The 17,315-nt window shown below is 69.2% G+C and carries 16 protein-coding genes; 10 read left to right on the top strand and 6 right to left on the bottom strand.

The window, feature by feature from the left end:
* Positions 1 to 53: 53 nt before the first annotated feature.
* The 5 genes from NL1_RS00650 to NL1_RS00630 all read left to right on the top strand — a co-directional run bounded on the left by NL1_RS00650 (position 54) and on the right by NL1_RS00630 (position 5,162).
* Entirely contained in the window at positions 54 to 887 is an 834-nt protein-coding gene (locus NL1_RS00650) for an ABC transporter ATP-binding protein (protein WP_067832971.1), read from the top strand.
* 123 nt (positions 888 to 1,010) lie between these two features.
* A complete protein-coding gene (locus NL1_RS00645; protein ID WP_067832773.1) occupies positions 1,011 to 1,781 on the top strand; it encodes an NUDIX hydrolase in 771 nt (256 codons plus the stop codon).
* Positions 1,782 to 1,907: 126 nt separating this feature from the next.
* The gene (locus NL1_RS00640; RefSeq protein WP_067832770.1) at positions 1,908 to 2,684 is read left to right on the top strand and encodes an enoyl-CoA hydratase-related protein; all 777 of its coding nucleotides are present in this window, start codon (positions 1,908 to 1,910) and stop codon (positions 2,682 to 2,684) included.
* 282 nt (positions 2,685 to 2,966) lie between these two features.
* Entirely contained in the window at positions 2,967 to 3,944 is a 978-nt protein-coding gene (locus NL1_RS00635; protein ID WP_067832769.1) for a class I SAM-dependent methyltransferase, read from the top strand.
* On the top strand, positions 3,945 to 5,162 hold the full coding sequence (locus NL1_RS00630; protein ID WP_067832767.1) for a THUMP-like domain-containing protein: 1,218 nt from the start codon (positions 3,945 to 3,947) through the stop codon (positions 5,160 to 5,162).
* 12 nt (positions 5,163 to 5,174) lie between these two features.
* On the opposite strand, the gene NL1_RS00625 is transcribed toward NL1_RS00630, so the two are convergent.
* Both NL1_RS00625 and NL1_RS00620 read right to left on the bottom strand, forming a co-directional pair.
* Positions 5,175 to 5,714 (bottom strand): DUF1697 domain-containing protein, encoded by a 540-nt coding sequence (locus NL1_RS00625; protein ID WP_067832968.1) that lies wholly within the window; start codon positions 5,712 to 5,714, stop codon positions 5,175 to 5,177.
* A 47-nt stretch (positions 5,715 to 5,761) separates the two neighbouring features.
* On the bottom strand, positions 5,762 to 6,511 hold the full coding sequence (locus NL1_RS00620) for an acyltransferase (RefSeq protein ID WP_067832763.1): 750 nt from the start codon (positions 6,509 to 6,511) through the stop codon (positions 5,762 to 5,764).
* Positions 6,512 to 6,859: 348 nt separating this feature from the next.
* Here NL1_RS00620 and NL1_RS00615 point away from each other — a divergent pair, with 348 nt between their 5' ends.
* On the top strand, positions 6,860 to 8,191 hold the full coding sequence (locus NL1_RS00615; RefSeq protein WP_245673024.1) for an outer membrane protein assembly factor BamB family protein: 1,332 nt from the start codon (positions 6,860 to 6,862) through the stop codon (positions 8,189 to 8,191).
* 13 nt (positions 8,192 to 8,204) lie between these two features.
* Here NL1_RS00615 and NL1_RS00610 read toward each other — a convergent pair whose 3' ends face one another.
* Genes NL1_RS00610 through NL1_RS00600 form a run of 3 tightly spaced genes read right to left on the bottom strand, consistent with a single transcriptional unit; the run spans position 8,205 to position 11,865 of the window.
* Positions 8,205 to 9,467, bottom strand: coding sequence for a glycosyltransferase family 4 protein (locus tag NL1_RS00610; RefSeq protein WP_067832761.1), 1,263 nt, complete (start codon positions 9,465 to 9,467; stop codon positions 8,205 to 8,207).
* An 11-nt stretch (positions 9,468 to 9,478) separates the two neighbouring features.
* Positions 9,479 to 11,059, bottom strand: a complete 1,581-nt coding sequence (locus tag NL1_RS00605; protein WP_067832758.1) for a 1,4-alpha-glucan branching protein domain-containing protein — start codon at positions 11,057 to 11,059, stop codon at positions 9,479 to 9,481.
* Positions 11,056 to 11,865: a class I SAM-dependent methyltransferase gene (locus NL1_RS00600; RefSeq protein ID WP_067832756.1), complete on the bottom strand. Its 810-nt coding sequence runs from the start codon at positions 11,863 to 11,865 to the stop codon at positions 11,056 to 11,058. Before NL1_RS00600 ends, NL1_RS00605 begins: the two co-directional genes overlap by 4 nt.
* A 193-nt stretch (positions 11,866 to 12,058) precedes the next feature.
* On the opposite strand from NL1_RS00600, the gene NL1_RS00595 reads away from it, so the two are divergent.
* Positions 12,059 to 12,844 (top strand): electron transfer flavoprotein subunit beta/FixA family protein, encoded by a 786-nt coding sequence (locus tag NL1_RS00595; RefSeq protein ID WP_067832754.1) that lies wholly within the window; start codon positions 12,059 to 12,061, stop codon positions 12,842 to 12,844.
* A 38-nt stretch (positions 12,845 to 12,882) separates the two neighbouring features.
* On the top strand, positions 12,883 to 13,839 hold the full coding sequence (locus NL1_RS00590; RefSeq protein ID WP_067832751.1) for an electron transfer flavoprotein subunit alpha/FixB family protein: 957 nt from the start codon (positions 12,883 to 12,885) through the stop codon (positions 13,837 to 13,839).
* 175 nt (positions 13,840 to 14,014) lie between these two features.
* Here the strand turns inward: NL1_RS00590 and NL1_RS00585 are convergent, their stop codons facing one another.
* A complete protein-coding gene (locus NL1_RS00585; protein ID WP_067832749.1) occupies positions 14,015 to 14,872 on the bottom strand; it encodes a LysR family transcriptional regulator in 858 nt (285 codons plus the stop codon).
* Positions 14,873 to 14,984: 112 nt separating this feature from the next.
* Between NL1_RS00585 and NL1_RS00580 the strand changes: the two genes are divergently transcribed.
* Together NL1_RS00580 and NL1_RS00575 are read left to right on the top strand one after the other, a co-directional pair.
* Entirely contained in the window at positions 14,985 to 16,256 is a 1,272-nt protein-coding gene (locus NL1_RS00580; RefSeq protein WP_067832747.1) for an NAD(P)/FAD-dependent oxidoreductase, read from the top strand.
* Positions 16,257 to 16,485: 229 nt separating this feature from the next.
* Complete coding sequence (locus NL1_RS00575) at positions 16,486 to 17,313, top strand: GNAT family N-acetyltransferase (protein WP_067832745.1); 828 nt, start codon at positions 16,486 to 16,488, stop codon at positions 17,311 to 17,313.
* The last annotated feature ends 2 nt before the right edge of the window (positions 17,314 to 17,315 follow it).

The following is a 17,315-nucleotide window of genomic DNA, read 5'->3' as shown; positions in this document are numbered from 1 at the left end:
TTGGGAGCGACCGATGTGGGTCGGTCGGACAAACCCGGCGCATGTGGGCCAAGATGGAGCGCGTGCCGCAACCGGATCCCGATCTGCTCATTGATTTCACCGACGTGACCGTCCGACGCTCGGGGCACACCCTCGTCGGTCCGGTCACCTGGCAGGTCGAGCTAGACGAACGCTGGGTCGTGCTCGGCCCGAACGGCGCGGGCAAGACCTCCCTGCTGCGCATGGCCGCCGCCGAAATGCACCCGACCTCGGGAATCGCCCACCTGCTCGGCGAAGTGATCGGCAAGACCGACATCAACGAGCTACGGCCGCGCATCGGCCTGTCCTCGGCGGCGCTGGCCAATCGCGTGCCGCTGGACGAGAAGGTCAGCGACCTCGTGGTGTCCGCGGGTTACGCCGTGCTCGGCCGCTGGCGCGAACGCTATGACGACGTCGACACCGACCGGGCCATCGACATACTGGAAAGCCTGGGCGCCGAACATCTTTCCGATCGCACCTACGGCACCCTGTCGGAGGGGGAGCGCAAGCGGGTGCTGATCGCGCGCGCCTTGATGACCGATCCTGAGCTGCTGCTGCTCGACGAACCGGCGGCGGGCCTCGACCTCGGTGGTCGCGAGGAACTGGTCGAGCGCCTCGGCGATCTGGCGGCCGACCCGGACGCACCGGCGATGGTGCTGGTGACCCATCACGTGGAGGAGATCCCGCCCGGTTTCACCCACGGCCTGCTGCTCAACGAGGGCGAGGTGGTCGCCCAAGGCCTGCTGACCGACGTGCTCACCTCGGAGAACCTCAGCGATGCCTTCCGGCAATCCATCGCGCTGAACCGCGTCGACGGCCGCTACTTCGCCCGCCGTGCGCGGCGCGCGGGGAAGCACCGTTCCCGGTAGACCGAGTCGCCGCGGGGGACCGCACCGGGAGGCGCCGGTTATGGTGCAGGTGTGAGTGAGACAACGACGTCGCCCGGCGCCGAGCCGCAGGGACCCCCGCCGACCAAGGACGCGTCCACGGTGATGCTGGTACGCGACGGGGCGAACGGTCCCGAGGTGTTCCTGCAACGACGAGTCGGGGCGATGGCCTTCGCCGCGGGCATGACCGTGTTCCCCGGCGGCGGCGTCGATTCCGCCGACAGCACCGTCGAGATCGACTGGGCGGGACCGGATCCCGCCTGGTGGGCCGAGCGTTTCGCGACCACCGAACCGCGCGCCAAGGCGCTGGTGTGCGCGGCAGTGCGGGAGACCTTCGAGGAATGCGGCGTCCTGCTCGCGGGACCGACGGCCGACACCGTCGTCGGCGACACCGTCCCGTACCGCGAAGCCCGCGGCAAGCTCGAGCGCCGAGAGCTGTCCCTGGCCACCTTCCTGGCCGAGGAGAAGCTGGTGCTGCGCGCGGACCTGCTGCGCCCCTGGGCGAATTGGATCACCCCGGTGATCGAACCGCGCCGCTACGACACCCACTTCTTCGTCGCCGTCCTCCCGCAGGGCCAGCTGGCCGACGGCGCGACCACCGAGGCCGCCGACGTGCAGTGGCGCACCCCGGCCGAGGCTCTCGACCGCTGGCGTGCGGGCACCGACATCCTGCTCCCGCCGACCTGGTCCCAGCTCGACGCCCTCGGCCGCTTCGCCTCGACGGCGGAGATCTTCGCGGCGGAACCGGTGATCGACCCGATCATGCCGGAGTTCACCGAGGCGGACGGCGTCCAGATGCTGAGTTTCCCCGACAACGATCGCTACTTCGCCGACCTGCCCGAACCCACGAAACTCAAGGGTTCCGCTCGCCGGTAGCAGTGTTTCCACACGCCCGCCGCACGCCGCACAGGGCTACGAGCTTTGTGCGGCGTGCACGCGGTCTGTGGATGTGGTGCGTTGGTGATGCGGGCCGCGGCGAGGGCGGGAGGTAGCGTGCGTGGCATGGCCGAATTCGTGACCCTGGAGCTGCCGGAAGGGGATGGCGCGCGGGGCGTCGCCGTCCTGCGCATCGCTCGTCCGCCGATGAATCTGCTCAACGTTCAGGTGGTGCGGGAGGTGGCCGAGGCCGCGGCGACGGTGGCCGCGCATTCCGGTGTCGCCGCCCTGGTGGTCTACGGCGACGAGCGGGTGTTCTCGGCGGGCGACGACGTGGCAGAGCTGGCCGCGCTGAGCACCGACCAGGCCGCGGCCATGGCCGCCGACGTGCAGGCCGCGCTGGGGTGCCTGGCCAGGGTTCCGCAGCCGACCGTCGCCGCGATCAGCGGGTACTGCCTCGGCGCCGGGCTGGAACTGGCGCTCGGCGCCGATCGGCGCGTCATCGGCGACAACGTCAAGCTCGGGCTGCCGCAGATCCACGCGGGACTGATCCCGCTCGCGGGTATCCGGCGGCTGTCGCTGCTGATCGGTCCCGGCTCGGCCAAGGATCTCGTGTACACCGGGCGTTTCGTGGAGCCGGACGAGGCGCTGGCGCTCGGTCTGGTCGACGAGGTCGTCGCGCCCGACGATGTCTTCACCGCCGCGCTGCGCTGGGCCGAACGATTCACCGACGGACCGGGACGCGCGCTGGCCGCGGCCAAGGCGGTGTTCGAGGCGGGCCCGCACGGCCTGGATCGTGCGCGCGGCGAATGGGCGGGTCTGTTCGATACCGAGGACCGCCGAATCGGGACGGAATCCTACGGCGCCGACGGACCAGGATCCGCCGCCTTCGTCGGCCGCTGAATCCCTCTCGGCCGCCGCGCTGTGCGAGCCGCGACGCGGCGCCGAGGTGCCGTGCTGTGACGAGGTGCCGAAGTGCGCCACGACGCAGCGAGCCCGCGCCGAGCGCATCGCAACACCGGTCTGAAGGCGGCCGCCCGCACGCAGACCGGTCGGTCTGAAAGTGGTGTGCCAGGAGATTGCCCTGATGGGAACAGGTTCCTATTTGGCCATCGGTCCAGGGGCTCGTGGAATGCCCGGGCCGACAGCGGGCCTCATCTGGGGATTTATGTAGGCTAGGCGACCATGACGGTACGTCCCGACGACCCCGCGCCGAACCCGCATGCCACCGAGGCCGAGGTCGAAGCAGCGCTCAAGGATACGAAGCTCGCCCAGGTCCTCTATCACGACTGGGAGGCCGAGACCTACGACGACAAATGGTCCATCTCGTATGACGAGCGCTGTATCGAGTACGCCCGCGGCCGCTTCGACGCCGCGGTGGGCCCCGCGCCGCTGCCCTACGAGAAGGCGCTCGAACTCGGTTGCGGTACCGGCTTCTTCCTGCTGAACCTGATGCAGGGCGGCGTGGCCAAGTCCGGTTCGGTCACCGACCTCTCGCCGGGAATGGTGAAGGTCGCGCTGCGCAACGCCGAGAACCTGGGCCTGGACGTGGACGGCCGGGTCGCCGACGCCGAGACCATCCCGTACGACGACGACACCTTCGATCTGGTCGTCGGTCACGCGGTGCTGCACCACATCCCGGATGTGGAGCTGGCGCTGAAGGAATGCCTGCGGGTGCTCAAGCCGGGCGGCCGCTTCGTCTTCGCCGGTGAGCCGACCACCGTGGGCAACTTCTACGCCCGCTGGCTCGGCCGCATCACCTGGAAGGCCACCACGTCGGTCACCAAGCTGCCCGCGCTGGCGGGCTGGCGCCGTCCGCAGGAGGAGCTCGACGAGTCCTCGCGCGCCGCGGCGCTGGAGGCGGTCGTCGACCTGCACACCTTCGATCCGCGCGATCTCGAGGCGATGGCCCGTTCCGCGGGCGCGGTCGAGGTCAAGGCGAGCACCGAGGAATTCGCCGCCGCGCTGTGGGGCTGGCCGGTGCGCACCTTCGAGGCGGCCGTGCCCGCCGAGAAGCTCACCATGGGATACCGGATGGCGATGTACCGCGCGTGGCTCGGACTGAGCTGGGTGGACGAGAACGTCATGCGCCGCGTGGTGCCGCGCCAGTTCTTCTACAACGCCATGATCACCGGCGTGAAGCCGGGCGCGTCCGCCAAGTAGGTGGGCTACCGCTTCGGCCGCGCGGACATCGCCTTCCTCGCCAGCGCGGCAGGGCATGCCGCGCTGGCCGAGGTGGACCGGCTGGAGCTGACCCCCGCGACGCACCTGCACGATCTGGAGCGGGTGCGTCGCGACCACGGCGAGCACGCCGCCGCGCTCGTGGAAACCGTGCGGCTGCGACGCAAGGCCGTCGCCAAACTGCACGACGCGGGGGATTGGCTCTTCACCGACGACGCGCTCCAGCAGGCCACGCCGACGCCGGTCGCCCGGCACCGGGCGGCCCGGCTGGCCGGTCGGGCCGTGCACGACGTCACCTGCTCCATCGGCGCCGAACTCGTCGAACTGGCCGAGGTGTGCCCCGCCGTGGTCGGCAGCGACCTCGACGAGGTGCGGTTGGCGATCGCCGCGCACAACCTCGGATCGCGCTGGGCGCCGCTGTCCGGCGCCGATCCGGTCGAGCACCGAAATGTGCTGCTGGCCAAGGCCGATGCGGTCGTGCCGAGCAGCACCGGCACGGTGATCATCGCCGATCCGGCCCGCCGCGCGGACGGTCGCCGCACCCACGACCCGGCCAGACTGCAACCGCCGCTGCCCGATCTGCTCGACGCGTACGTGGGCCGCGATCTCGCCGTGAAGTGCGCGCCGGGACTGGATTTCGACCGCCTGGACTGGCGCGGCGAGATCGAGGTGGTCTCGCTCGACGGCGCGGTGCGCGAGGCATGTCTGTGGTCGGCGGGCCTGGCCGAACCCGGCGTCGCCCGCCGCGCCACCGTGCTGAGTTCGCGTGGCGGACCACAGGTTCTCACCGACGCCGAGCCGGACGAACTGCCCGAGCGCCCGCCGGGTGAGTGGATCATCGATCCCGACGGCGCCATCGTGCGGGCCGGGCTGGTCCGGCACTACGCCGTGAGACACGGCCTGTGGCAACTGGATCCGCACATCGCCTACCTCACCGGCGACGCGGTGCCCGAAGGCGTGCGCGGATTCCGTATCGAGGACCGGCTCGAACTGCGCGAGAAGACCCTGCGCCGAGAGCTGTCCCGCCGCGACTGCGGAGCGCTGGAGATTCTGGTGCGCGGCGTGGACGTCGATCCGGACGCGCTGCGCAAACGACTGAAGCTCAAAGGCAGCGTGCCCTACACCCTGGTGATCACTCGGATCGGCCGCGCCGCAGCGGTTTTCCTGTGCACCTCGCACGCCCCCGCTGCGGTGCGCTAGCCGCCGAGCGGCCTAGGACTCCAGCTTCTTCACGATCCGCTGCACCGTCAGCCAGGTGCGGGTGGTGATGTCCTTGCCGTAGGTCTTGTCCAGCCAGGCCATGAAGTCCGGCGTCTTCGGCGTGCTGTTGTCGGTGACGGTGAGAAAGGCGCGCGCCTCGGCGTCGTAGCCGATGATCCTGGTCAGCGCGTCGCCGGTCTCCGGATGCTCGACTTGCGGGCTCTGATCCTTGAAGAAGGTCACCGTGAGGTACGAGCCCCGCTCGTGGGTGAGACCCTCGAACGGGTCGCGATCCAGCAGCTCGCGCAGCTCCGCGTAGTCGCGCACGATGGTGCCGCCCGGAATCCCCAGCTCCCGGTTCAGCGCCTCCTGAATCCGGTCCTCCAGCGCCGCCGGGTCGGTGTCGTCGCACCGGAACACCACGTTGCCGCTGGACAGGATCGTCGCCACCTTCTCGAACCCGAGCCCCTCGAACACCGCGCGCAACTTCTCGTTGCGCATGTTCGGGTTCGTCGGCATGATTCCGCGCAGCAGCGCCGCGTACCTGTTCATGCCGACGACCGTACTCGAGCCGACCGACGACTTCCGGGCAGCGCGCACTACGCCTGCTGGGTGACGCCGTTCTTCTTGCGTTCGATGTCCTCCAGCGCGGCGATGTACTTCGCCCGCTCCTCGGCGCCCGCCTCCCAGGTGGCCTTGCGGTTCTTGACCACCTTGGCCGGTGCGCCGACGGCGATGCTGTAATCCGGGATCTCGCCCTTGACCACCGCGTGCGCGCCGAGCACGCAGCCGCGGCCGACACGGGTCTCGCGCAGCACCGTCACCTTGGCGGCGATCCACGTGTCGGGGCCGATCCGGACCGGGCTCTTCACGATGCCCTGATCCTTGATCGGCAACGTGATGTCGTCCATCTTGTGGTCGAAGTCGCAGATGTAGCACCAGTCGGCGACCAGGGTGGATTCGCCGATCTCGATGTCGAGGTAGGTGTTGACGACGTTGTCCTTGCCGAACACCACCTTGTCGCCGATCCGCAGCGAGCCTTCGTGGCAGCGGATGGCGTTGCCGTCGCCGATGTGCACCCAGCGACCGATCTCCATCCGGCCCAGCTCGGGGGTCGCGTGGATCTCGACCCGGCGGCCGAGGAACACCATGCCGCGCAGCACGATGTGCGGGTTGGACAGCTTGAACTTGAACAGCCGGTAATAGCGGACCAGATACCAGGGCGTGTAGGCGCGGTTGGCGAGCACCCAGCGCAACGACGCCATCGTCAGAAATCGCGCCTGCTGCGGATCCCGGCGGCGCGAACCCCGCCACCGCGAGCGCAACGGTGCGCCCCACATGCTCGTCACGAACCGTTCTCCCGTCGTGTTCCCCGGGCGGCGACCCGAGGGTCTGTCATTGGATACTCAGCGTACTTTCGTGCGCTATCACGTCCGGCCTTACCCTCACGTTCGCGGGCGAGACGTCCGCCGAGAAGCAACCTCATCGCAAGCCGACCGCCCCCCCGAGCGAGTCTTACGAGCGCCGTTCGCGGCCCGTCTCGCGCTCGAGCGGCCGCGGCGCACGCGACACCGTCGCCGGCAGCGGCCGCTCGAGCGCGAGACACCAGGGGGCCGCGAACACGCCGTGCCGCAGGCGCGGCAAATTCGACACCCGCTAGTCTTGCGAACGGCCACCGACCCGAGGGGAGACCAGCAGTGCGAACCGGTAGCGTGCGGGCTGTCGCGACACAGCCGCGATTCCGGGTGCGCGCGGTGGCCGCGCTGGCCGCCATGGGCGCGTTGGCCTTGACCGCCTGCGGCACCGATGTCGACGACATCACCGTCGGCCCGGGCACCGGGTGGCCCGCCGCCTACCACGACGGCCGCAACAGCGGCGTCAGCCCCGTGACCGGCGCGCGCTCGCTGACATTCAGCTGGTCCAGGCCCGCCGCGGGCCCCATCGAGCAGCCGGTGACCCTCGGCGCCGAGGGCCAGCTGTTCCTGACCACCCGAACCGCGAACGGGTGCGCCATCCTGTCGTTCCAGATGCTCACCGGCCGCAAGCGCTTCTGTGATGTGCTCGGCCCCAACGCGATCTCGTCGCCGACGGCGGTCGACGGTGTCAGCAATGTCTACGTCGGCGACGACGGCGCGGTCAGCTCCTTCAACTATCTCGGCCAGCCGCGCTGGCGCACACCCGTTGCCGGCGTTCCGGTTTCGGTGCAGTTCACCGGTGACAGCAGACTGCTCACCATCACCCAGTCCGGCCAGGTGGACGTGCTGGACCGGCAGACCGGTCTGCGGACGGCGCCGACCGTCCAGCTGCTCGGCGAACCCGACTTCCTCGACAACCCCGACCTGACCCGCCCGGCCTCGGGTCAGGGGCTCGACGACTGCGCCACCGGCGGCCCGCAGTGCCCGATCGCGAACATCTCGGCGATCGACGGGTCCACCGGCCGCTTCTACGTCACCGTGTGGCAGCCCGGCTCGCCCAGCGCCGCGCTGGCCGCTCTGCGCTACGCCGACAACAGGATTCAGCAGGAGTGGCGGGTGGAGCTGCTGACCGAGGGCAGCGCCACCGGCCCCGCCCTGTCCGCGGACGGCGGCACGGTCTACGTCGGCGACAACAGCGAGCGGCTGATCGCCGTCGACGCCGTCGACGGGCGCACCAAGTGGGTGCGGCCGCTGGGATTCACGCCGAGCGGCGGGATCTCGGTCTCCGGTGACGGTCTGATCATCCCGGCGGGCGACGAGGGCTATCTGCTCGCCCTGCGCGACACCGGTGAGAGCGCCGAAACCGTGTGGGAGCGCAAAGATCTTGCGCTGCGCGGCGTCCCGGTGCAGACCGCGGGCGACACCGGCTACACCGCCGCCGCCATCGGCGACGGCCTGAACCTGATCACCTTCGACACCGGCACCGGCGCCACCATCGATTCCGATGTGCTGCCCGGCGCGCAGGGCACCACCACCGGCACCTCGGTCGGCGCCCAGGGCGAGGTGGTGGTGGCCACGCGTATCGGTGAGGTCTTCGTCTTCAAGCCGGAGTGATGCGGCTGCCCTGTCAGAGCGGGTTGTTCGGATCCCGTTCCGGCAGTGGACGTTCCACGATGCTCGGCCTGCCGAGCGGGTTGCGCACGCGGCGTTTGGCGGCCGAGTACACCTGCGCGGTCTCGGCGGCGACGACGTCCCAGGCGAAGTCCGCGGTCAGGCGTTCCCGCGCGGCGTAGGCGCGGTCCTGGGTAGCGACGGGGTCGTCCAGCGTGGCGCGCACCGCCTCCACCAGACCGTCCACGTCGGCGGGTTCGAAGGAGGCGCCGGTGACGCCGTCGATGACGGCTTCGCCGAGCCCGCCCGCCGTGGAGGTGATCAGCGGGGTGCCCGCGGCGGCCGCCTCCAATGCCACGATGCCGAACGGCTCGTAGCGGCTGGGCAGCACGATGGCATCGGCGCCGTGCAGCCAGCCGAGCAGTTCCTGGTGGCCGAGCTGGCCCGCGAACGTCACCGCGCGCGCGACGCGGTGCACCCTGGCCCGTTCCCGCAGCCATTCGAACTGCGTGCCGACGCCCGCGACGGTCAGCGTCGTGCCGGGGTGGGCCCGGCGGATGCGGGGCAGCGCGGCAATGGCGTCCTGCACGCCCTTCTCGTATTCGAGCCTGCCGACGTAGAGCAGCCGGGGCGGCCCGGAGCGGGGGGCACGCGGCCGGAAGGTCCAGGCGCCCACGTCGATGCCGTTGCGGATGACCGTCATCGGGACGCGCTCGGGACCGTAGAGGCGTTCCACTTCGTCCTGCATCGAGGTCGAGCAGGTGATCAGCGCGTCGGACTCGTTGGCGAGCCACCACTCGACCGAGTGCACCTGCTTGTTGACCTTGCCCGCGACCCAGCCGCTGTGGCGGCCCGCCTCGGTGGCGTGGATGGTCGAGACCAGCGGCACGTCGTAGTACTCGGCCAAGGCGATGCCGGGGTGGGCGACCAGCCAGTCGTGCGCGTGCACGACATCGGGCGTCCAGCCGTCACCGATGCCGGGCTTGCCGAGGGCGACGCCCGCGCGCACCATCGCGTGGCCCATGGCCAGGGTCCACGCCAGCATGTCCTCGCCGAAGTCGAAGCACGGCGGATCCTCGGCGACCGCGACCACCAGCACGCCGTCCTCGATGAACGAGTGCGTCGGGTGGGTTGCCGAGTCGGTGCCGGAGGGGCGGCGGGACAGGACGACCACCTCATGGCCCGCCGCGGCGAGCTCGGTGGCCAGGTGATGTACGTGGCGACCCAGCCCACCGACCACAACCGGTGGGTACTCCCACGACACCATCAAGATTTTCATGCAAGTCCTTCTCAGGCAGGGCCTTGTCGGTCAGGGCCTTCTGCGGCTGGGCCGTCCGGGGCCGGATTCCCCGTGGGGTCGGTACTGGGGAGCCGTCGCGCATCCAATCCGGGAAAGAATCCGTCGGCCGCGTACCATCCTGCCGCCAACTGCCGTGCTTTGGCGACTTGACCCGCGCCGACCGCCGCCGCGATTTCCCGCACGGCGTGCGCGTGCTGGTGGGCCCGCTCCCGCGCGTAGCCCGCCGCGGAGTCCTTGCTGACCATGAACGCCCAGTCGCTGGACACCGTCAGGATCGCCTCGCGCAGCAATTGATCCGCGACCGGATCGCGCAGCGCGAACGAGGTTCCGGCACGCATCTTGTCCAGGGTGTCCAGCGCCAGCCGCACGACCTCGTCGTTGAGCTCGACCAAATCGCGCACCTGGTCACCGGCCCAGACTCGCCAGTCCTTGCCGGATCCCCAGGACGAGTCGGTCAACTGCACGGGCTCACCGACGAATCCGCGTTCCCGCGCGTCGGCCAGGGTGCCGACGGTGACGCCCGCCTCCGGCAGCGCGCGCAGCACCTGGGCCAGCCACTGCGGGCCCTCGTGCCACCAGTGCCCGAACAGCTCGGTGTCGAAGGCGGCCACGACGAGGGCCGGACGACCGATGCGTTCGGATTCGGCGACCAGCCGCTCGCGCACCGTCTGCACGAAGTCGTCGACGTCGCGGACCACCGCCGCGGACGCCAGCTCCGGGTCGTAGGGCGCCTTGTCGGGCCCGGCCACCGTTTTGCCGGTGACGCGGGCGGGTTTGAGACCCGTCGCATGGTCGTAGTGATGAAAGTCACGGTACGCGGCTTGGCCGGGATATCCGGACTTGGGTGACCAGACCCGGTAGCTCACCTGGAGGTCGCGCCCGAACGCCACCACGTCGGAGTCCCGCACCGGGCGTCCGAGGCTGCTGTCGCCGCGCAGCGCGGGACCGTCGACCATGAAATGCGTCACACCGGCGGCGGCGTAGCCGAGTTCCATGCCCGGGGTGTAACCGCACTCCGGCGCCCAGATGCCGGTCGGGGTGTGGCCCCAGCGCCGCTGGGCGTCGGCGAGGCCCTCGCGCAGCTGGAAGGCGCGTAGTCGCGGGTCGAGTAGCGGTTGGAACGGGTGCGCCAGCGGACCGCCGAGCAGCTCGATGGTCTGCGCGTCGACCAGTTCGCGCCAGACCGGCGCGGCGCCGTGCCGCCAGCGCTGCTCGAACTCGGTGAGCGCCGCGGCGGCGAGCCGGTGTTCGTGCCTGCCGAGTGCGGTGTTGCCCGCCATGGCGGCCTCGTCGGCGCGCAGCTGCCAGTTGCCGAGCCAGTGGTGCATGCCCGCCAGGCAGTGCGGGTCGTCCAGCTGGGCCGCGAGCACCGGGGTGATGCCCAGGCTCAGCAGATGTGAACGTCCTTCCGCCGCAAGGGTTCTCAGCACCTCGACGACGGGCAGATAGGAGGCGGCCCAGGACTGGTAGAGCCATTCCTCGCCGACCGGCCAGCGGCCGTGGTGGGCCAGCCAGGGCAAGTGGGAGTGCAGGACCAGGGTGAACTGGCCGGGTACCGCGTTGTCGGTCAAGGTTTCACCGCGATGGCCACGAGATCGAGGCTGGCGTCGATGTCTTCGGTGATCAGGTCGAAGTCGTCGATGGACACCGCAGCGACGTCGGCGGTGAGCTCGGCGGGCCACGGCTCGCCGGCCAGTGCCCGCTCGATCTGCGCATCGATGAACGAGCCACCGTGCTTGGCGTCCAACGCTTTCAGCGTCGCTCCGTGATGCACGCCGGTCATCAGCGCGACCTCGAAACCGGCGTCGACCAGCAGCTCGGTGAGCTCGTCGGCGTTCAGCTCACGGGTGTGGAACGGATTGAGCGGGGTGTCGCGGCCGGGCGAGAAGGTGATCCGGTTGGGCGTGCTGATCAGCAGCTCGCCGCCGGGCCGCAGCACGCGCAGGCATTCCCGCAGGAACTGGCTCTGATCCCAAAGGTGCTCGATGACTTGGAAATTCACCACGACGTCGACCGCGTCGTCGTCGAGCGGCAGGGCGGCGAGGTTGCCCTGGATCATCTCCACGCGCGGGTAGCGCGCCCGCACGTGCGCGACCGCGCTCGCGTCGTAGTCGAGGCCGATCACCTTGGTGGCCACGCCCGCGATCATGTCGGCGCCGTAGCCTTCGCCGGAACCGGCCTCCAGCACGGTCTTTCCGGTGCACCGGTCGAGCAGCCGGGTGTAGGCGATCTCGTGCCTGCGAAACCAGTAGTTCTCCTCGGCGATGCCGGGTACGGTGCGCTCTCCGGTCAGTGGAAGCGGTTCGACGGCACCGGCATTTTCCGTAGTTATGACCCTCGGGTCGCCCACTGCGGCAGGGATCACAGCCTCGCTCATCACACCGACGTTACTGGTAAGGGTCGCGCACGATATCGCCCGGACCGGTGTAGTGAGAGAGAAGCCACTAAGTTACCCATGAGTAACTTAGCGTAGGGTAGTGTCACGCCCTGAGCTACCTCAACAGGACGTACGGCACAGCTCGTGCGACCGCCAGATACACGCCCCCAGAACAGGAGGTCGACGAAGACCGATGCCGAACATCGTCGTACTCATCAAGCAGGTTCCCGACACCTGGTCCGAGCGCAAGCTTTCCGATGGTGACTACACCTTGGACCGCGAGGCCGCGGACGCCGTCCTCGACGAGATCAACGAGCGCGCCGTCGAAGAGGCGCTGCTGATCAAGGAGGCCCAGGGCGGTGAGGTCACCGTGCTGGCCGCCGGTCCGGACCGTGCCAACGAGGCCATCCGCAAGGCGCTGTCCATGGGCGCCGACAAGGCCATCCACATCAACGACCCGGCGATCCACGGCTCCGACGCCGTGCAGACCGCGTGGGTGCTGGCCAGCGCGCTCGGCCAGGTCGAGGGTGTCGAGCTGGTCATCGCCGGTAACGAGGCGACCGACGGCCGCGCAGGCGCGGTGCCCGCGATCATCGCGGAGTACCTTGGCCTGCCGCAGCTGACCCACCTGCGCAAGCTGACCGTCGACGGCGACAAGATCACCGGCGAGCGCGAGACCGACGAAGGCGTCTTCAAGCTGGAGGCCACCCTCCCCGCCATCGTCTCGGTCACCGAGAAGATCAACGAGCCGCGCTTCCCGTCCTTCAAGGGCATCATGGCGGCCAAGAAGAAGGAAGTTCAGGTCTTCACGCTGGCCGATCTGGGCGTCGACCCGTCGACCGTGGGTGTCGCGAACGCGGGCACCACCGTCACCGCGTCCACCCCGAAGCCTGCTCGCACCGCGGGCGAGAAGATCGCGGACGAGGGCGACGGCGGCAGCAAGATCGCCCAGTACCTCATCGGTCAGAAGATCATCTGATCCGCCCGGCTGACGAGACTTCCTAGGAGAGAACACAAATGGCTGAAGTACTTGTGCTCGTCGAGCACGCCGACGGTGCGATCAAGAAGGTCAGCACCGAACTGCTCACCGCCGCCCGCACCCTGGGCACCCCGGCCGCCGTCGTGCTCGGCGCCGCGGGTACCGGCGAGAAGCTGGCCGACGCGCTGGCCGCCGCGGGCGCCGAGAAGATCTACATCGCCGAGTCCGACGATGTGGAGAACTTCCTGGTGACCCCGAAGGTCGACGTGCTGGCCGGTCTGGTGGAGTCGGTGTCCCCGGCCGCCGTGATCGTCGCCGCCTCCGCCGAGGGCAAGGAGGTGTCGGGTCGCCTCGCCGCCCGCATCGGCTCCGGCCTGCTGGTGGACGTCATCGGCCTGAACGCCGACGGCTCCGTCGTCCACTCCATCTTCGGTGGCGCCTTCACCGTCGACGCCAAGGCGACCGGCGACGTGCCGGTCATCTCGGTCCGCCCGGGTGCGGTCGAGGCCGTCGCGCAGGCGGGTGCGGGCGAGAAGGTGACCGTCGAGGTCCCCGCGCAGGAAGAGGGCGTCGTCAAGGTGACCTCGCGCGAGCCGGTCGTCGCCGGTGACCGTCCGGAGCTCACCGAGGCGAACATCGTCGTCTCCGGTGGTCGCGGTGTCGGCTCGGCCGACAACTTCGCGGTCGTCGAGGCGCTGGCCGACTCGCTCGGCGCGGCCGTCGGCGCTTCGCGTGCCGCCGTCGACTCGGGCTACTACCCGGGCCAGTTCCAGGTCGGTCAGACCGGTAAGACGGTCTCCCCGCAGCTGTACATCGCCCTCGGCATCTCCGGCGCCATCCAGCACCGCGCCGGTATGCAGACCTCGAAGACCATCGTCGCGGTCAACAAGGACGAAGAGGCCCCGATCTTCGAGATCGCGGACTACGGCATCGTGGGCGACCTGTTCAACGTCGCCCCGCAGCTCACCGAAGCGGTCAAGACCCACAAGGGCTAGCTAGTCCGCCTCTCCGCGCCTAAGGCGGCTGCTTTGGGTGCGGGGCTGGGTTCCGCTGCCGTCCTGCGTTGGACAGTAGCGGGCTAAGCCCGTACCCGGTGAGTTACCCGGACCTCGCCAGATCTGTTGTTGCGTTGTGTAGCAGCAGGTTTGGCGAGGTCTTTTTGTTGGTGCCTCAGCTGCGCTGCAGGGTGGCGAGGAGGGTGCTGAGGATGGGGGAGCGGCGGGAGTCGTCGCGGAGGACGGCCGAGACCGGGATGCGCAGGCGGTGTTCGGCGAGTTGCAGGACGACGAGTCCTTCGGTGGGGCTCTGGGCGTAGAGGACGGTCCACGCCTCGGGGCGGTTGATCAGTTCCATGGTGGCGGTGTGGTCGGGCGGGATCGGCGGGCCGAAGGTGGGGCCGACGGGCAGATCCGCGAAGGCGCTGCGAATGATGTTGTGCAGCAGCACCTGTTCCTGCTCGGGCGGCAGCAGCAGGGGGTAGGGGCTGAGGTCGTTGAGGGTGACGGTGTCGCGGGTGGCCAGCGGATGCCCGCTGGTGGTGGCGATCACGAGGTCTTCGACCCAGAGTTGTTCCACCATCAGGCCGGGCTGGTCGACGCGCCCGCGGATCAGCGCGAGATCGCAGTCGCCGTCCGCGACGGCCGTGATGCGTTGGCGGAAGGGCTTGATCACGAATTCGATTTCCGCGTCGGGGTGCGCGGCGCGCGCGGCGGCGATGGCGGACAGCGAGCGGCTCGCGAAGGACATGTTGGCCGCCAACCGGATTCGCGGGCCGGAGGCGCGGACCGCGGCGCGGATAGCGGATTCCAGGCTCAGCATTTGTTTCGCAAGCGGAAGTAGCCGTGTGGTCGCGTCGGTGGGGACGACGGCCCTGGTAGAGCGCTCGAACAGCGGCACGCCCAAGTCCCGTTCGAGCCGGGCGATCTGGTGACTGATCGCCGATTGCGAGATGAAGCACCGAGTGGCGGCCCTGCTGAAGCTCAGTTCCTCGCAGACCGCGACGAAGTATGCCAGCTGGCGAAGCTCCACGACAAGCTCCTATTCATGAGCGATCCAGATAAGAGTCATCTTCATTATGCGCCTCAACGCCTGAAATATCTGCGTTCCCGATAACGGTTGCTAATGAGAGAAGGAGGCTGTCATGGAACACGCAGATGTGGTCGTCGTCGGATCGGGATTCGGGGGGCTGGCCGCCGCCAAGCAACTTGCCAAGTCGGGAATCAACTACGTATTGATCTCCAGCACACCGGAACACCTGTTCCAGCCGTTGCTCTACCAGGTCGCGACGGGTGTGCTGGCATCGCATGAAATCGCGCCGCCCATCAAGTCGGTGCTGCGCAGGCACAAGGAAGCCGACGTACGCATCGGCAAGGTGGTCGCCATCGATCCCGACCGGGCGATCGTGACCTACGTCACCGACGGTGTGCGCCAAGAGATTCGGTACGGGTCGCTGATCGCAGCGACCGGCGCTTCGCAGTCCTATTTCGGCCGTGACGATTTCGCCGAGAAGACCTTCGCGCTCAAGACCATCGACGACGCGAAACTGCTTCGCGCGCAGATCGAACGGGTCTTCGCCGAGGCCGCGACCGCGGACGCCGAGACCAAGCGCAGGCTGCTCAGCTTCGTGGTGGTCGGCGCAGGCGCGACAGGCGTGGAAGTCGCCGGTCAGCTCAAAGAACTCGCGAAAAGGTACTACCACCAGGAGGTTTCGGTCAGCCTGGTGGAGGGTGCCGGAGAGGTGTTGCCGCCCTTCGGCGGTGGGCTCTCGGAGTACGCGAAGAAGTCGTTGACCGGAAGCGGCGTCGAGGTGCTCGTCGACACCTTCGTCACCGACATCGAGCCGGGCAAGGTGACCGTCAAGGACAAGGCGGGCGTGGAGCGCAAGATCGCCGCCGAGACCGTGGTCTGGTCGGCGGGCGTGCAGGCGGGCGGGTTCGCGAAGATCCTGGCCGAGGCCACCGGCGTCGAGACCGACCGCGCCGGACGGCTGCTGATCAACCCGGATCTCACCGTTGCCGGCTACGCCGACATCTACGCGATCGGCGACATGACCTCGCTCAACGGCTACCCCGGCCAGTCGCCGGTGGCCATGCAGGAGGGCAGGCACGCCGCCGACATCATCCGCCGCAAGAAGCGACCCGGTACCCCGTTCAAGTACTGGGACAAGGGCAGCATGGCGGTGATCAGCCGGTTCAGCGCGGTGGTGAAGCTCAACGAGAAGATCACCTTCCGTGGCGTGATCGCCTGGGTCATGTGGCTCGCGGTGCACCTGCTGTACCTGGTGGGCTTCCGCAACCGCTTCGCCGCGGTGGCCTCGTGGCTGGTCGCCTTCATCGGCACCGGACGCCCCGGTTTCGACGAGGTGGAACCGGCAACGACGCGGGACCGCGTACCGGAACGCGTCGCCGCCTGAGCGCACCCGAACGAATCGCACCGATGCCCGCGCATCGGTGCGATTGCCGTTTCTAGGCGATGAAACGTTGATTGAGCAGGGGAAAGGCGACTCCACGACGCGTTGATGCTAACGGTGCGCATCGGGTCGGTGAACGTTGGGTGTGACCGGCGTCTCGTTAACCTAGCCTGCATCGGCACGCAACTTCGAGGTTGCCCCGGCGCAGTGTCGGACTGGCTTCATCACGGATATGACTATTTCGTCCGTGCTGACAGCCCCGGCTCGACCGACGGACTCGGGGGTGGAACGGTCGCGCTATTCGCTGGTCGTCTCGTCCGACGCCGACCATCGGGAGGCGGCGCAGCGGCTGCGCTACGGCGTGTTCGCCAACGAGCCCGGCTTTCACATCCCCGACAACGGCACCGGACTCGACGCCGATCGCTTCGACGAACACTGCGATCACCTGCTGGTTCGTGACGACGTCACCGAGCAGTTCGTCGGCTGCTACCGGATGCTGCCGCCGGACAAGGTCGCCGCGGCGGGCGGGTACTACACGGCCACCGAATTCGACCTCGCCCAGCTGGACCCCGAGGGGCAGCGGATCGTCGAGATGGGCCGGGCCTGCGTGGTCCCCGATCACCGCAACGGTTCGGTGCTCACCCTGATGTGGGCGGGCATCCTGCACTACATCCAGCTCACCGGATACGAGTGGGTGATGGGCTGCGTGTCGGTGCCGATGCAGGACACCCCGCAGGATCCGGCGGGCGTGAACGTGCGCGGCGTGCGGGACATGCTGCTCGGCAGGCACGCCTCCGACCCGGAGCGGCGGGTGCACCCGCACCGTCCGGTGGTCGTCGACGGCAAGACGCTCGACGAGCTCACCCCGCCCTCGCGCCCCAAGCTGCCCCCGCTGCTGCGCGGCTACCTGCGGCTCGGCGCGGAGATCTGCGGCGAACCGGCACACGATCCCGACTTCGCTGTCGCCGACTTCGTCGCGCTGCTCGGCCTGGACACCATCAACACGCGATATCTGGACCGACTACAGGGCGCTGCCGCGGCCCTCGACGGGGGACGGTGAGG

The organism is Nocardia lijiangensis NBRC 108240, from assembly GCF_001613045.1.
In the GTDB taxonomy this organism is placed as follows: Bacteria; Actinomycetota; Actinomycetes; order Mycobacteriales; family Mycobacteriaceae; genus Nocardia; species Nocardia lijiangensis.
The sequence above is the reverse complement of the archived record's forward strand: the minus strand, read 5'-3'. Positions and strand labels throughout refer to the sequence as shown.

Bases quoted from the DNA above. Each gene is read 5' to 3' on its own strand.
- NL1_RS00635 (WP_067832769.1), top strand. From the start codon at position 2,967: ATGACGGTACGTCCCGACGACCCCGCGCCGAACCCGCATGCCACCGAG.
- NL1_RS00590 (WP_067832751.1), top strand. From the start codon at position 12,883: ATGGCTGAAGTACTTGTGCTCGTCGAGCACGCCGACGGTGCGATCAAG.
- NL1_RS00595 (WP_067832754.1), top strand. From the start codon at position 12,059: ATGCCGAACATCGTCGTACTCATCAAGCAGGTTCCCGACACCTGGTCC.
- NL1_RS00650 (WP_067832971.1), top strand. From the start codon at position 54: ATGGAGCGCGTGCCGCAACCGGATCCCGATCTGCTCATTGATTTCACC.
- NL1_RS00640 (WP_067832770.1), top strand. From the start codon at position 1,908: ATGGCCGAATTCGTGACCCTGGAGCTGCCGGAAGGGGATGGCGCGCGG.
- NL1_RS00645 (WP_067832773.1), top strand. From the start codon at position 1,011: ATGCTGGTACGCGACGGGGCGAACGGTCCCGAGGTGTTCCTGCAACGA.
- NL1_RS00575 (WP_067832745.1), top strand. From the start codon at position 16,486: ATGACTATTTCGTCCGTGCTGACAGCCCCGGCTCGACCGACGGACTCG.
- NL1_RS00625 (WP_067832968.1), bottom strand. From the start codon at position 5,714: ATGAACAGGTACGCGGCGCTGCTGCGCGGAATCATGCCGACGAACCCG.
- NL1_RS00580 (WP_067832747.1), top strand. From the start codon at position 14,985: ATGGAACACGCAGATGTGGTCGTCGTCGGATCGGGATTCGGGGGGCTG.
- NL1_RS00600 (WP_067832756.1), bottom strand. From the start codon at position 11,865: ATGAGCGAGGCTGTGATCCCTGCCGCAGTGGGCGACCCGAGGGTCATA.
- NL1_RS00610 (WP_067832761.1), bottom strand. From the start codon at position 9,467: ATGAAAATCTTGATGGTGTCGTGGGAGTACCCACCGGTTGTGGTCGGT.